Source organism: Peribacillus kribbensis DSM 17871, assembly GCF_000430765.1.
Lineage (GTDB): Bacteria > Bacillota > Bacilli > Bacillales > DSM-1321 > Paraperibacillus > Paraperibacillus kribbensis.
Map to the genome: position 1 here is coordinate 351792 of NZ_KE387240.1, position 14839 is coordinate 366630.

Sequence of the window (14839 nt, forward strand, 5' to 3'; positions counted from 1 at the left end):
TGATTGTAATCTTTCGCTTCTCTCCTTGCAAGAGTGCGGAAGAAAAATAGGAAGAATTACACAAGTGCAAATAATGGAAAAAGACAGGGGGCCCCTGTCTTAATAAAACTGCTCTTCATCAATTAATTCATCATAAGCCGCTTTTGCAGATTCTTCGGTCGAAAATAATGCATCATCATCCTCGATTACATGGAAGGTTTCATTCAAAAATAGTGCCAGTTCACCTGGATTATGGGGGTGCTGGACGATTTCAGCAGGACGGATATTGGAAACGGAAGGAACGTGGGGATTATTATAGATCACAAATACTTCATCCCCGGACTTCAGGTCTTGCCGGTTGATTGTATCCATAAAGGACTCCTTTCATTACAGCAGAGCAGATACTTTACGGCCTGCTTTCAAAATCGTTGATAGGGGTAGTGTATGTACTTCTGTTTCTTTTATGACATTCCATTTTCATTACTTTGAAAACAAGTTTATAAAAAGAACATTCAGGGAAAATTAATAAAGGATTTGTAAGATAAATAATAATAAAGGGTGATCATGTATGCTGTGGGCAATTATTGGAATTTTGCTTTTGCTATGGGTCCTTGGCTTGGTTTTTAAAATTGCAGGCGGACTTGTACACATTCTCCTTATTGTCGCTGTTGTGGTTTTCATTATTAAAATGATTTCAGGCAGGGGAAGAAACAGGGTATAGCTAATGAAAGGAGGCTGATTTTATCGGCCTCCTTTCATTCGTGTTAAAGGTTATTTCACCACAAGATAGGCAATCATCGGCCCGTTATGGGCTGCGTCCATATGGGAATTACAGATAAGACGATAGATTCCTTCCTTTTTCATTGTGAAATGAATGACAGTCTCTTTTCCTTTTTTTACGTTTCCGGTTATGTTCGTTCCTTCAATATAAAATGGATGCTCCATTCCATTTATTCCCCGGATGGATAAAGCAACCTGCCTGCCTTTTGGAATGATAATCGTACCGGGATCCCAGCGGTAGGCTTCGATTTCTTTTCCATCCACATTGGATTTCAACTCTCCTGTTACCATATGAATCGTAAATTGTTCAGGATTTCCCATGACCGTTTCAATATCCATCGCTCTTCCCGCAGCAAAGTAATAAAGGGCAAGTGATGACAAAATAACAATAAACAGTGCTGTTATCAGCCATTCTTTTTTAATGGCAATCAGTCTCATGCTTCCACCTCCGGAATAGTTGAACATAAGGGCAACCAGGCTTGTCTCTTTACTGTTTTATTTTCATTTATTATAAATATGACTACTATCTTCTTAATTATATGTAAAATCAGCTGATGAACCGGGAAGGAAGGTAAATCCAAACTAACATATTATTTTTATAAAGACTTCTGAAGCACACGGATATGGCTTTACTGTCACCTGGGAGGTTTAGGCAAAAAAAACCTGTCTACAGCCGGTATCAGATCATAGGGTCTGCACATCCTTTCATCTAACTTAAAAGCCGCTGCAACTGCAGTTCCAGCGAACCTCAACAGTCTGAAATCAGCAATTTCATAAATGGAGAATAGGATAATTTCATATTAAAATAACAAATTAAGATATCTGAAAATTCAAACAGCTTGTAAAACTCTCGTTATATTTATGTTAATAAAGTCATTGAATTAATATCTCCCTGTTCTTTATAACGCTACTTTTTCTGTTATCATAAAGTACAAGAGCGAACAAAGAAGCACTAGGGAGGAAAATACATATGAAGAAGACATTATTCTCATTAGTCGCTGCGGCGGCGCTTACGAGTACGGTGGGAGCAAACGCACATGCGGAAGAAATAGTAGTGAAAAAGGGAGATACCCTTTGGAGGATCGGACAGAATCATGGAGCTTCCATTTCAGATCTTAAGGAATGGAATCAATTAAAAAGTGATGTTATTTATCCAGAGCAGCATTTAACAGTTTCTCCAGATCGAAGACATACGGTTCAAAAAGGTGAAACACTTTGGAAGATTGCAAAAGAATATGGTGTATCCGTTTATAATATTAAAGGATGGAACAATCTCCATTCTGATATCATCCAGCCGGGGCAAAGCCTTAAGGTGAATTCAGGGTCATATAGCGCACCGCAGCAGCAGGCACCTGCAAAACAAGAAGTGCAGAAGCAAGCAGCAGCAAAGCCTGCTGCAGCTAAACCTGCAGTCAGAACCGCTGCCGCTCAGCCTGCATCACAGGAAAATTCCAAGGTGATCAGTGTGAAGGCTACAGCATATACAGCAAATTGCGAAGGCTGCTCAGGCGTTACAGCGACAGGCGTGAATATTAAGGATAATCCGGGGGCAAAGGTAATTGCAGTTGATCCGCAGGTTATCCCGCTGGGCTCAAAAGTATATGTAGAAGGCTATGGATATGCCACTGCAGATGATACTGGAGGAGCAATCAAGGGTAACCGGATTGACGTGTTTATCCCAGACCAGCAAAATGCGCTTGCCTGGGGTACAAAAACAGTGAAGGTAACTGTTATAAAATAAATGATCAGAGGACTGGCGATATGCCAGTCCTTTTTTTTTATCCTGATGTCAGTGAATATCTTCTCCAATGCATGTAAAGATTGCCACATTGCCCTACTGTGTTTCTGTTAAGTCATAAACGGGAAAGGTAAATGGAAGGCAGTATGCTAAGAGAGGAGCGCCTCTTGTGATTGATTATAATACCAGACAGTCAGTGAAGGATCATGCCTATAAAGCAGCTGAAAACGTGAAACCTTGGATTGAAAGGTCTGCGCGTGCGGGATTTATGGCCAAGGGAAGTGTGTTCATCTTAGTTGGAATATTTTCCTTCCTAGCGTCCCTCGGTGTGGGGCACAAAGCAAAGGGAACAAATGGTGTGTTTGCGTCCCTTTCCTCTTCTCCATTTGGAGAAGTCGTTTTATGGATGATTGCTTTGGGCCTGGCATGTTTCAGTATGTGGCAGATCATCCGCTGTTTCCATCCGCAAAAGGGAAAGAAATGGACGGAAAGGAGCAGCGCTTCCATATCGTGTTGTATTTATATAGTGCTGACAGGAAAGGCGGTGTCCCTAGCCATTCATAGCGGGCATTCAGGCGGTGCTAAGGAGCTGTGGGCGGCCAGGATCTTGCAATACCAGGCCGGTCAATGGCTGATTGGAGGAATTGGTGCCGGGATACTCCTCTTCGGAATCCACGAAATATATTCAGGGTATAAGCAAAAATATATGGATCAATTTAAAACGGCGGACATGAGCGAGAAGGAAATAACAGCTGCCAGAACTTCAGGCAGAATTGGATTGTTTTCACGCGGTGCAGTATTTGGAGTCCTGGGATTCTTCATTATGAAAATGGCCATTGAAGCAAACCCGAATCATCCTAAAAGTCTTGACGGTGCTCTGGAAAAAATTCTAGAGCAGCCTCATGGCAGGATTCTTCTTGCGATGATTTCAGCCGGCTTCATTCTTTACGGACTTTTTGAGATATTAAAAGGAAAGAACAGACATTTGAAAATCTAAGGATGAGTAATTATCGGGTTTAATCAAGGCAGCTGCGGGGAACATATTACTATCAAACAAATTAACAGAGGGTAATCATTCTTTCAGAAAGATTTAGTGTTGACAAATGATAAGCTAAAGGTTATAATAAATTTCTGTTTCATTTATATTTGTTGCGATATTAAATGAAATATCGAGGGTAATTAAATAGCAGAATTTTAATTACAAGAAAGATATTTCCGCTTAATAGAAACCCAGGTGCTGGCTGCGCACTTATTAAGCCGGGGTAATACCTATTGCTCCTAGACAGGCATAATGATCAATTATAATTTTTAGCTTTCGAATATTACAATTAGACGGTATTACCGCATATATAAAATTTTGCTGAAAGAGTCAAAACCTTATTTTTCAACTGGCGCGACCTAGGAGTCGCAGGATGGAAGAGAGGTAGGGCTTTCATATTTAGGTTTTGAAATGTTGATTACTCTCACCTAAATATTTACTATGAACTAGCGTGTATAAAAAAGGTGCTCCCTGATTCAGGGCAGCACCTTTTTCCATTTTTAGCGGCAGTGAATGAAGGTTTTTTCCTTGCGGTATGGAATTATAAGTATATCTATTTTTCTCTAAAAGAATAGCGGCTAAAAAAGGAGCTGGCAGTCTAATGATGGAGATGGAATGGCAGAATGAAGTGAAAGAGGAAACAATGGTTGGGCCATCTTTTAGGGTGGATACTAGGAGGTTTTCAGAAAAGGAATACAATAAGTTTGTATGTCTGAATCCCGTACGGGACTGGTCCATGCTGAATTGGAAAGCTGTAGGAAGACCCTATCAGGTTACAACCTATGCAAAAGAAAAAAAACACTGGGAAATGGAGAACGGGATGGACCTCCCTGTTCATACGTCATGGGAATTGTTTAATAAATCCTTTCACGAATGGTTTATCAAGGATGTTCCGCAGGAGCTGTCAGATTCAAAAAAGGCTCTCTTTAAAAGCTTGAGGACGTTTAGACTCCCAGAAGCGAAAGCGCTTGCCGGCGAGTATTTAAGGCTCCATCTTTGGAATTATGTTCACAGAATACAGGATGGCATTTGGGATCCGCGCGGAAAGCGTGCATTGTTTGAAGGACTTGATGTTCAAAAGCCAAGAGTACTTTTTCTTGGAGCGGCAGAAGGCTATGAAGCCATGCAGCTGGGAGCATTATATCCTGGCAGTGAGATCTGCCTGGTAGATTATGATGCATATTGCAGGGATACCCGATTCGGGGAATTCCCGGAATCTTATCCCTTCCTGGGGGGAAGTCCTGCCACAGGAGGGGGGAAAATTTATTACAAAAACGATCTTCATATAGAATATGTGGTGGACGATATCCGCAGTCTTCCTTTTGGCCATGAGTTCGATATTGTGCTCAGTGTGGGGCTTCTCGAACATTTTCCGGATGAGTTGAAATCTGAAGTTATTGATTGGCACAGGAAATTTCTAAAGCCCGGGGGATATGTTATTATGACCACGCCACGTGCACAATTACGTTCCAAGCTTTATTATGAAATCATGGCTGATATCATGAATCATACTTACCGGGAGCTTATGACCATTGAACAAATGGGTCTGTATTGCTATGAAAATGGTCTGGACATCCTTCGTCACGGTTACATCAAAGTCCATAATGGAATTGTTGCAAAAGTCCGGTGAGCCTGCTCCTCAGGTGATCGAGTAATCCACTGGAACATCCTTAGATTTTGGCGGTGATTAAATGCTTGATGAAGTCCGTATTTCGGTGAGGCCGCTGGTTGAATATGTATTCAAAACCGGCAGTATAGAGACGGGGTTTCGTTCATCTGCTTCCATGACAGAAGGAACGAAAGCCCATCAGCAGATTCAGAAAAATTACCAGGAGCAGGATAGGAAAGAGGTATATCTTCATACCGAGCTCGAATGCGGAGGGATTTCATTTAAGCTGGATGGAAGGTGTGACGGGATCCTGCAGGAGGATGGAACCGTCATTATAGATGAAATAAAGTCCACGAAGCAGGATATCGGTCTGCTGGAGGAGGATGCCTATGAAGTGCACTGGGCGCAGGCAAAGTGCTATGCGTATATGTATGCAAAAGACCGTGAGCTCCCCGGGATAATAGTTCAGTTGACTTATGTCCAGCTTCCTGAAGGAAAGCAGCGGGTATTTAGGAAACGATACAGCAAGGCGGATCTTGAGGGGTTTATTTTTAGTGTTATTAAAACCTATCTGCCTTATGCGAGATTGAGACTGGAGCATACGGAAGAAAGGAATGGAAGCATTGGAAGAATGGAATTCCCTTTTGAATCCTATCGAAAGGGGCAGCGGCATTTTGCCGGGGCTGTCTATAAAACGATAGCAGAAGGGAAAAATTTATATGCGGATGCTCCTACAGGTATAGGAAAGACCATTTCCACTGTTTTTCCTGCACTAAAGGCAATGGGAGGAGGACAGGCAAAGCGTTTTTTTTATCTGACTGCTAAAACAATTACCAGACAGGCGGCAGAGGATGCCCTTGCCATTCTTGAGAAAAAGGGCGGACTGAAACTTTATGCGGTCACAATCACGGCCAAAGAAAAAGTCTGCCTGAATGAGAAACTCTCCTGCAATAAAGAAAACTGTGAGTTTGCGAATGGATATTATGACCGGATTAATGGAGCCGTATTAGATATATTGGAAAACGAGACCAGGATGGGCCGTAAAACCATTGAGGAGTATGCCCTTAAACATAAAGTATGCCCTTTTGAGTTTTCCCTCGATCTTGCATATGCTTGCGATGCAGTCATCTGCGATTACAATTATATTTTTGATCCAAAGGTAAACTTAAAGCGGCTGGTGGATGAGCAGAAAAAGGAAACGGTCCTATTGGTGGACGAAGCACATAATCTCGTCGAAAGAGCCAGAAGCATGTTCTCCGCACAGATCAATAAATCTGATTTTTTATCGATCAAAAGGGAATACAAAGAACGGAATCCTTCTGTCTATAAAAGCGCAAAGGATATCAATGACTTTTTCATCCGTATAAAAAAAGAGCTTCCTGAGAGCGGTTTTCAGGTCATGCAGGAAATGAATGATGATTTACTTATCCTGCTGGAGGACTTCCTGGAGAGGGCTGAAGCAGTTCTGGCCGGCCGGCAAACTGGAGAACCTGATGAAGCATTGCTGCAGACGTATTTTTCTGCTGCGGACTTTATTCGTATAACCAAGCTGTTTAACCAAGATTTTATTTTTCTTAGCTATAAAGAAAAAAGCGACACATTTGTCAAGCTGCTATGCATGGATCCGTCCGATCTCTTAATGAAAATGGGAAAAAACTTTAAATCCAAGATCTTCTTTTCAGCAACCTTGCAGCCTATGAAATTTTATACTTCCATGCTAGGCATGAATGAAGAAGACTTTATCCTTTCCATTCCATCTCCTTTTGCGAAGGAGCAGGCAGCAGTATCCATTTATCCTGTCTCCACCAGGTTTTTGGACAGGGAAAAAAGCATTCAGCCCATAGCTAGCAGCATCACCCGCTTTATTGGTGCAAAAAAAGGAAATTATTTAATTTTCTTTCCTTCCTATAAATATATGAATGATGTCCTGACTGTTCTAACAGCTGAACATTATGAGGGGAAGATCCTGGTCCAAAATCCTGATATGTCAGAGGAGGAAAGGGAAGCTTTTCTGGAATCATTTCAAGAGGTTTCTGATGAAAGCCTTGCCGGGTTTGCAGTATTAGGCGGCATTTTTTCAGAGGGCATCGATTTAAAAGGAGACAGGCTGAACGGGGTGGCGATCGTAGGCGTCGGACTGCCCGGAATAAGTCTGGAGCGGGATCTGATGAAACACTATTTTTCTGCACAGGGAAGGAACGGCTATGATTATGCCTATGTCTTTCCAGGCATGAATAAAATACTCCAGGCAGGTGGCAGGCTGATACGCTCAGAGAATGACAGCGGGCGGATCCTATTGATAGATGACAGATATCTGACAAAGAAATACCTGGCAATGCTACCGGAACTGTGGCAGGACTTCAGGGTCATTTCGTCCAGCTCCTGATATCTGGTACTCATGAAGGATTATCCTCCTATATAGAGGGTACATAAAGAATATCATAAAGGGAGGCGATTCTTATGGCAGAAAACCAAGAAACAAAATCCAGCCAGATTGCTGGAACCACCTTTAGTCCCGAAAATAAGGATAAGAAGAATGAAACCGATCAGGGACTTGCCAAAACTCATGAGCAGGTTGTCGATTATTATGAGGACGGAACCATTGAAAATGAGAATGACAGGGATTAAAACCTTTCAATAACGAAATTTCTCAGGCTGCAGGCTGCTCATGATGGAGTTGTCTGCAGTTTTATTATCTCGTTTAAATCATTTGGATGTAAAAAAAAGCTGAATTGATCGTCAAGATTAGAAAAAACTTTTTATTGATACACGTCACTTTTTCACGGAGAATGATATAGTACAGTACCGTGTAATTGGAGAGAGTAAAAAATGGAAAAATTTCATTGCTGTGCCTCTTGTATTCATTTTAGGGCTGTAAAAGCAGAGAAAGGTATGAAGTATTATTGCTCAAGACTTTGCTATGAGACTCATCCCAAGTATCAATTCAATTGCTGGGTCCCAAAGGAAAAGGTGGCTGCCCTGATGAAGAAAAAAGGCATGAGTGAATAACAAGTTTGTTTTGTTTTCCAAAAGGGAATTAGCCTTAATAAGCCATCTTGTTTTTTGTCAAAAGGCTGTTCGTCAAAATGAAGGAGGCATTTCCATGGGAAAATTCATCAAGACAGCAATTAAATGGGCCCCAATTGTTTACCCAATCGTAAAGAAAGCCCTCAACAGCAGAAAAGCAAAGGCATAATACGGGAGAATGAAATGTTGGGAATCTTGAGTAAAATCCCTTTAATTCTTCTGTAAAAAAGAAATTCGGAATAATTTTATTTTCCGAATTTTTTTTGTCCCATCATTCACCTTAAATTTTTTTCCTATTATAGTTTGTGCTTTAATAAGAGATAAGGAAATTCTCTAATGGAGTGATTACACTGAAAAGGCCTATTCAAAATGCAATGATTGTAGTCTCGTCGCTTCTATTGCTAGTCTGGCTTGGAGGATTCGTCTATGCTGTGGATGCAAACCTGCGTCCTGCAGGAAAAAGTCAGGAAGATAGACGGCCAAGCATGGCAGATGACTCTCAACGGGAAGGGAAAACACGCGATATTAAAATGCTTGCTATAGGAGATTCCCTTACTAGAGGTGTTGGAGATAATTCCGGTAAAGGATATATCGGATACCTATCGGACCAGTTAAAGAAAAAGACCGACAAGCAGATTGTGATGCAAAATCTCGGAATCAGCGGTCTGCGTTCAGAAGGTCTTTTGGCACAGCTTCAGGGTGCATCCGTGAAAAGGGAGCTAAAAGAAGCAGATTATATTTTTATGACAATTGGCGGAAATGATTTGTTTCAGGGCGGCCAGACGCTGGAGAATCTGGATGCCGCTTCTGTCCGTTCCCTCGAACAAAAATACCTTAAGAATCTGGACTCGATTTTTTCGTATATAAGGTCAGCAAGCCCGGACTCCATGATCTTTTTTGTCGGTCTCTATAATCCTTTTATTGAAATGGCGGATGGGGGAGAAACCTCAAGGATTGTCCGGGAATGGAATTTCAAGAGCGCTGAAGCAGCATCCAAACGGAAAAATCTATTATTTGTGCCTACTTTTGATATTTTTGAATTTAAAACCAATGAATATCTCTACTCAGACCATTTTCATCCAAATGCGGAAGGATACCGGCTGATTGCCGACCGTGTCGCAAGCTTAGTTTCCTTGTAAGGAGGTAGTTCATGATCACACTTGCTGTCAAAGACGTAAGAAAAAGAATCGGGAAAAAAGAAATTATTAAGGGAATTAATTTTGAATTGTATGATGGGGAAGTCTTTGGTTTTCTCGGTCCCAATGGAGCAGGGAAAACAACGACCATACGAATGCTTACCGGTTTAATTAAACCGACTTCCGGAAGCATTTCCATTTGCGGCTGGGACTTAAAAAAAGACTTTACTAAAGCGATGATGAATATGGGATGCATCGTGGAAAATCCTGAATTGTATGGATTCCTCACAGGATATGAGAATCTGGTTCATTTCGCGAGAATGATACCTGGATTTGAAAATAATCGGATGAATGAAGTCATTTCACTCGTAGGGCTGAATCAACGGATCCATGATAAGGTCAAGACCTATTCACTCGGAATGAGGCAGCGGCTGGGGATCGCCCAGGCCCTGCTTGGAAACCCGAAGGTGTTGATCCTGGATGAGCCGACAAATGGACTCGATCCGGCCGGTATTCGTGAGATGAGACAGTTCATTAGAGAATTGGCCGAAAGGGAAGGGCTGAGTGTGCTTGTTTCAAGCCATCTCTTGAGCGAAATCCAGCTTTTGTGTGACCGTGTGGCCATTATCTCGAAGGGAACGGTCATTAAGACCGACAGGGTGGAGGCCCTTCTTTCCTCCCAGGAAAAAATGATATGGAATCTCAATCCGATCGATAAGGGGGAGGAGATTCTTTCCAAATATACAGAAGTTACCCGGGGAGAAGGAACGCTCATCACGGAATTTGATGAAGACCAAGCGGCTGAATGGTGCAGGGAGCTTGTTTCCCTTGGAGTTCGGGTTACTGGAATGAACAGGAAGCTGCCTGCGCTGGAGGATTTATTCCTGGAACTGACAGGCGGTGATTCTATTGATTAACCTCGTACAAAATGAAATGCTGAAGCTTCTTGCGAGAAAACGCCTGGTTATAGTGGGAATCATCCTCTCTGTATTGGTGATTTTATTTACTTACGCTCAATTTCAGACAGTCCAGACTCAATTGAAAAAGCTCGGGACAACAGATTGGAGGACAGCCCTTCAGCAGCAGATCGTGGATGCCCAGAACCGGATGACGAACAGCAGGATCCCGGATGATTTTAAGGAAGAGCTGGAAGTGCGTGTAAAACAGCAGCAATATTATTTGGATAATGATATTAATCCTGCTGTTCCCGGTGCCCCGAGTTTCACGAGGCAGTTTCTTGAAAACTCTATTGATCTGCTTCTTCCTCTGCTTATCATGGTCATTGCAAGTGATTTGGTTTCCTCCGAATTCAGCATAGGTTCTATCAAGCTCTTGCTTGCAAGGCCAGTTAAGCGCTGGAAGATCCTTCTCAGCAAATACATCACCCTGCTGCTGGCCATCTCAGTCATCCTTGCGCTGCTTGGAGTGGTTTCATATCTGATATCCGGGATTGTATTTGGCTATAAGGGATGGACAGCACCTGTCTTTGCTGGATTTAAAATCACCGATACGGGCTTTGATACAAGCGCCGCTAATGTGATTCCCCAGTGGAGATTTTTATTGATGGACTTTGGGGTGGTTTGGTTTGCTGCAGTGGTAGTAGGGACACTTTCGTTTATGGTTTCTGTCCTTGTAAGAAGTACCGCTGCCGGTATGGGAATCATCCTTGCCCTCTTGATTGCTGGGGCTATTCTCAGCAATATGGTTTCCTCCTGGACGTCGGCTAAATATCTGTTCATGCTGAATCTCCGGCTGACAGATTACCTGAATGGAAGCCCGCCTCCTATCTCTGGAATGACCCTGACGTTTTCATTAATGGTCCTGGCGGTGTGGTGGCTGCTGGCCATGATTGTTTCCTTTACTGTATTTACGAAAAAAGATATTTATTAATGGAAGGGACCCGGGACATATATTGGAATGGCAGTTAAGATGAAAAATGAAACCTTTTATAAGGCTGGTACGTAAAGTAGAAAATATGAATTTATAAAGGGAGCTGGAAATATGGCTGTTTCTTTAAGCAAAGGCCAAAAGGTCGATTTAACAAAAGGCCATCCCGGATTGAACAATCTGCTGGTGGGTCTTGGATGGGATCCTTCGGTGGCAGGTATGGATCTGGATGCCTCTGTTTTTCTGCTTGGTGAAAATGGAAAGGTAACGGGAGAACAGGATTTTATCTTCTATAATAACCCGCAGGGAGGCCAGGGCTCTGTTATATACAGCGGAGATAACAGGAGCGGCCAGGGAGTACAGGATGATGAACAGATCAGGATCGATCTTGGCAGGGTTCCTCAGCATGTACATAGAATCGCCTTTTCGATTACCATACATGATGGTGAGGTTAAAAGGCAGAATTTTGGACAAGTCCAAAATGCATATGTACGTGTTCTTGATGAAAATGGCGGGCAGGTCCAGGTGCATTATGACCTTGGCAGAGATTTCTCAGTGGAAACCGCTATTGTAGTTGCGGAATTATACCGCCATAAAGGAGAATGGAAGTTTTCTGCAACCGGCAGCGGATTCAGCGGCGGACTGGCAGCCCTGTGCCATAACTTTGGAATCGAAGTAGAAAGCCCTCCTGTTTCGGCTGGCGCAAACCAAATGAACAGCATGCAGAATAATGGAGGCTACGGGCAGCCTGTACAGCAGAATTACTCCCAGCATCCGCAAAGCTACGGGCAGCCTGCACAGCAAAGCTACTCACAGCCCAGCTATTCCCCTTCTTATCCGGCAGCACAGCCCATGGGCAGCCCTGTACCTGGCGGAGCAGGACAGCATAGCTCAGGCTTTACCTGCCCCCGCTGCGCTTCGCAGAATATCATGACGGGTAAAAAGGGATTTGGGCTCGGAAAGGCTGCAATCGGTGGACTGGTATTAGGGCCAATTGGTCTCCTGGGTGGTTTTATTGGCGGAAACAAGCTTAAGCTGACATGTGTGAGCTGCAGCTTTTCATGGGAACCGGGACAATCTGAAATTTCCCGTGTTACAGACACACTGAAGAACCAAGCCAAAAATCTGATTCAGAAATACAAAACATCTGATTCGCTGGACGCCATCACAGCAGGCCTTGCACTGACCGCAATGGCGGACGGAGTATTGGATCCTGCTGAAAGACAGAAGGTCCAGGAATTTATTACTCAAAACCCTGAGTTGAATTCTTTTGGACCTGGACAGGCTCTATCTAAGTTCGAAGCGGCGGTGGCCACTATCACGCGTGATCCGTATCGGGGGAAGGAAGCAGCGCTTGGAAAGCTTCATAAGCTGAGAAGCAAGCCGGATCTGGCTCGATTGGTCGTGAGGTATTGTGTTGCGGTAGGTTATGCAGACGGCCACTTTTCTTACGAAGAACAGCAGATGGTATCGGATATCTGCAGGGTGCTGAACCTGAATCCTTCTGAGTTTTTATATTAGATTAAAAAAAGAAAACCACCTGCCTGGTGTGTGAGGCGTGTGGTTTCTTTATCTTACATTACATATTTCAGGAACCAGTCTCTTATCTGCTTGATATGATCGATCCGGGAGGCTGGGCTTCCGCTTCTGGTAACCTCGTGATTTTCATTTTCATAGGAAATGAGTACGGCCTCTTTTTTCTGCCTTCTTAAGGCTGTATAAAATTCCTCTGCCTGCTGGACGGGACAGCGATAATCCTTTTCCCCGTGAAGGAGAAGGAGAGGAGTATTGACATTAGAAACATATTTTAACGGCGAGTGATTCCATAGAATTTCAGGATCATGGATGGCATCCCCTAAGAGCTCCCATTCTGTAAAGTAATAGCCAATATCGCTGACTCCGTAAAAGCTGATCCAGTTGCTGATGCAGCGCTGGGTAACGGCCGCCTTAAAGCGGTCTGTATGCGTGATGATCCAATTGGTCATAAACCCTCCATAGCTTCCTCCCGTAACCCCAAGCCGGCTTTGGTCCAAATAGGGGTATGTGTTAAGAAGGTAATCGACACCTGATAAAAGATCGAGATAATCCTTCCCTCCATAATCACCCCTGACAGCATCCACAAACGTTTGACCATATCCATGGCTTCCTCTGGGATTGGTATAAAGGATCACGAACCCTTGGGCTGCAAGAGCCTGGAACTCATGATAATAGGTATTGGCATACATCGCATGCGGCCCGCCATGAATCTCCAAAAGGAGGGGATAGGATTGACCAGGATCAAAGTCTGCAGGCTTCATCATCCATCCATGAAGGGTAAGTCCGTCAGGTGCGGTCCAGGAAATAGGTTCGGTCTCCGCTATTTTCCTCGTACTGAGGACCTCTTCGTTCACAGAAGTCAATCGGTTGAACTCACCATTCATCAAATTCAGATCATACAAATCACCGGGATTCTCTGGACAGCTGACTGCAGCCACAGCAGTATGACTTGAAGGATGGATGGAAAATCCATAAATATGCTCCTGCTCCTGCCTGGAAGTATACATGGCTCCTTCAATATTCCCATAATACAAACCTGTACTTCCATAGTCGGTCATAATAAAATAAAAACCCTGGCTGTCTGATGTCCATTGAGGGCTGGCGTTTGAGCCGCCGACATGAAAATCCCCGATGGCTGCATCACCTGCATAAACATCCCACTCTTCAGTTAAGCAAGAAAGCTGTGCCAGTTCCATGTCATACAGCCAGATTTTTGAGAGAGTTGCCCCCATGAAATCTTTGCGATGCCCGGTAATAAGCAGGTATTTCTGATCCGGGGACCAGCTCGCTGTTGTAAAGAGACCTTTACCATCCGTAATAATCTGCGTTTCTTTGCTCTCCAGATTTAGAATATGGATATCTGAGACTATTTGAAAGTCGCGGTCCTTATCTGCGCTTGCCGTATAGGCAATCCAGCTGCCGTCCGCTGACCAGTCTTCTGGTGTGCAGTCATAGTCTCCATGTGTAAGCTGTTTTGTTTCATTCTTTTTTAAATCGTGAATAAACAACTGAAGATACTGTTCCTGCAGATACCCTCTTGCATCTGATTTGAATCGAAGTGATTTGTAGATTCCAGATTTCAGACGGGATTCTTCACTGCTGCCATTTTCAGCTGAATCCACAAGGGCTGAGAATAAAATCTTCCCGGAACAGGGGGACCAGATCAATTTTTCAATGCCATGGGGAACCTCCGTTAAGCAGCGGGCTTCTCCACCTGCTGTTTTTAAAAGATAGAGCTGTGCTTTGCCGTCTCTCTTTGAAAGAAAGGCAAGGCCTTTGCCATCAGGAGACCAGCGGGGAGAAAACGTACGATCCCTGCCGAATGTCCATTGTTTGGTTTCTTTGCTTTCCATATTGAGGATATAAATATTTGAAATGTATGTACGGAGTTCTTTTTCCGCAATGGTTTGGACATATGCTGTCTTGTTTCCATCGGGTGACAATTGAGGATCAGTAACAGAATATAATTGGTATAAATCGTCCGCGGATATGCCTTTCATGAGATTTCCCCCCTTCTTTTTCTTCTTCCCATTATAGTCCAATTTTCCAAGCGTTTCTAAATTTTTTTCATAGATAGTACGGATGATTATTTCAATAGTGATAATTTT

General features: G+C 43.2%; 13 protein-coding genes and 1 pseudogene. 11 read left to right on the top strand and 3 right to left on the bottom strand.

The genetic code is table 11. The features are described from left to right. Window positions 1-99 precede the first annotated feature (99 nt). A complete protein-coding gene (locus H539_RS0120040; RefSeq protein WP_035323436.1) occupies window positions 100-351 on the bottom strand; it encodes a transcriptional regulator SplA domain-containing protein in 252 nt (83 codons plus the stop codon). 196 nt (window positions 352-547) lie between these two features. On the opposite strand from H539_RS0120040, the gene H539_RS31700 reads away from it, so the two are divergent. Further along, window positions 548-700, top strand: coding sequence for a lmo0937 family membrane protein (locus H539_RS31700; RefSeq protein ID WP_155890157.1), 153 nt, complete (start codon window positions 548-550; stop codon window positions 698-700). A gap of 50 nt (window positions 701-750) precedes the next feature. On the opposite strand, the gene H539_RS0120050 is transcribed toward H539_RS31700, so the two are convergent. Then, window positions 751-1197 (bottom strand): cupredoxin domain-containing protein, encoded by a 447-nt coding sequence (locus tag H539_RS0120050; RefSeq protein WP_026695007.1) that lies wholly within the window; start codon window positions 1195-1197, stop codon window positions 751-753. 532 nt (window positions 1198-1729) lie between these two features. Here H539_RS0120050 and H539_RS0120055 point away from each other — a divergent pair. The 10 genes and pseudogenes from H539_RS0120055 to H539_RS33150 all read left to right on the top strand — a co-directional run bounded on the left by H539_RS0120055 (window position 1730) and on the right by H539_RS33150 (window position 12716). After that, the gene (locus tag H539_RS0120055; protein ID WP_026695008.1) at window positions 1730-2500 is read left to right on the top strand and encodes a 3D domain-containing protein; all 771 of its coding nucleotides are present in this window, start codon (window positions 1730-1732) and stop codon (window positions 2498-2500) included. Window positions 2501-2666: 166 nt separating this feature from the next. Then, complete coding sequence (locus tag H539_RS0120060) at window positions 2667-3494, top strand: DUF1206 domain-containing protein (RefSeq protein WP_051348689.1); 828 nt, start codon at window positions 2667-2669, stop codon at window positions 3492-3494. 643 nt (window positions 3495-4137) lie between these two features. Continuing rightward, window positions 4138-5166, top strand: coding sequence for a class I SAM-dependent methyltransferase (locus H539_RS0120065; protein WP_026695010.1), 1029 nt, complete (start codon window positions 4138-4140; stop codon window positions 5164-5166). A gap of 61 nt (window positions 5167-5227) precedes the next feature. Further along, window positions 5228-7531, top strand: a complete 2304-nt coding sequence (locus H539_RS0120070; RefSeq protein ID WP_026695011.1) for a helicase C-terminal domain-containing protein — start codon at window positions 5228-5230, stop codon at window positions 7529-7531. 74 nt (window positions 7532-7605) lie between these two features. Next, entirely contained in the window at window positions 7606-7773 is a 168-nt protein-coding gene (locus H539_RS31005) for a YozQ family protein (RefSeq protein WP_081415961.1), read from the top strand. A gap of 740 nt (window positions 7774-8513) precedes the next feature. Next, window positions 8514-9311, top strand: coding sequence for an SGNH/GDSL hydrolase family protein (locus H539_RS0120090; protein WP_051348690.1), 798 nt, complete (start codon window positions 8514-8516; stop codon window positions 9309-9311). A gap of 11 nt (window positions 9312-9322) precedes the next feature. Beyond that, complete coding sequence (locus tag H539_RS0120095; protein ID WP_026695014.1) at window positions 9323-10225, top strand: ABC transporter ATP-binding protein; 903 nt, start codon at window positions 9323-9325, stop codon at window positions 10223-10225. Continuing rightward, the gene (locus tag H539_RS0120100) at window positions 10218-11198 is read left to right on the top strand and encodes an ABC transporter permease (RefSeq protein ID WP_026695015.1); all 981 of its coding nucleotides are present in this window, start codon (window positions 10218-10220) and stop codon (window positions 11196-11198) included. The genes H539_RS0120095 and H539_RS0120100 overlap by 8 nt, the downstream gene beginning before the upstream one ends. Before the next feature lie 111 nt (window positions 11199-11309). Further along, window positions 11310-11876 (top strand): annotated as a pseudogene (locus tag H539_RS32885) (TerD family protein); the annotation flags it as partial. Window positions 11877-12125: 249 nt separating this feature from the next. Beyond that, window positions 12126-12716, top strand: a complete 591-nt coding sequence (locus H539_RS33150) for a tellurite resistance TerB family protein (RefSeq protein WP_281171452.1) — start codon at window positions 12126-12128, stop codon at window positions 12714-12716. A 53-nt stretch (window positions 12717-12769) separates the two neighbouring features. Here H539_RS33150 and H539_RS0120110 read toward each other — a convergent pair whose 3' ends face one another. Continuing rightward, the gene (locus H539_RS0120110; RefSeq protein ID WP_035323441.1) at window positions 12770-14731 is read right to left on the bottom strand and encodes a S9 family peptidase; all 1962 of its coding nucleotides are present in this window, start codon (window positions 14729-14731) and stop codon (window positions 12770-12772) included. Window positions 14732-14839: the final 108 nt, after the last annotated feature.

Excerpts from the sequence above, each read along its gene's own strand:
- H539_RS0120040 (WP_035323436.1), bottom strand. The coding sequence starts at position 351 with ATGGATACAATCAACCGGCAAGACCTGAAGTCCGGGGATGAAGTATTT.
- H539_RS31700 (WP_155890157.1), top strand. The coding sequence starts at position 548 with ATGCTGTGGGCAATTATTGGAATTTTGCTTTTGCTATGGGTCCTTGGC.
- H539_RS0120050 (WP_026695007.1), bottom strand. The coding sequence starts at position 1,197 with ATGAGACTGATTGCCATTAAAAAAGAATGGCTGATAACAGCACTGTTT.
- H539_RS0120055 (WP_026695008.1), top strand. The coding sequence starts at position 1,730 with ATGAAGAAGACATTATTCTCATTAGTCGCTGCGGCGGCGCTTACGAGT.
- H539_RS0120065 (WP_026695010.1), top strand. The coding sequence starts at position 4,138 with ATGATGGAGATGGAATGGCAGAATGAAGTGAAAGAGGAAACAATGGTT.
- H539_RS0120070 (WP_026695011.1), top strand. The coding sequence starts at position 5,228 with ATGCTTGATGAAGTCCGTATTTCGGTGAGGCCGCTGGTTGAATATGTA.
- H539_RS31005 (WP_081415961.1), top strand. The coding sequence starts at position 7,606 with ATGGCAGAAAACCAAGAAACAAAATCCAGCCAGATTGCTGGAACCACC.
- H539_RS0120095 (WP_026695014.1), top strand. The coding sequence starts at position 9,323 with ATGATCACACTTGCTGTCAAAGACGTAAGAAAAAGAATCGGGAAAAAA.
- H539_RS33150 (WP_281171452.1), top strand. The coding sequence starts at position 12,126 with ATGACGGGTAAAAAGGGATTTGGGCTCGGAAAGGCTGCAATCGGTGGA.
- H539_RS0120110 (WP_035323441.1), bottom strand. The coding sequence starts at position 14,731 with ATGAAAGGCATATCCGCGGACGATTTATACCAATTATATTCTGTTACT.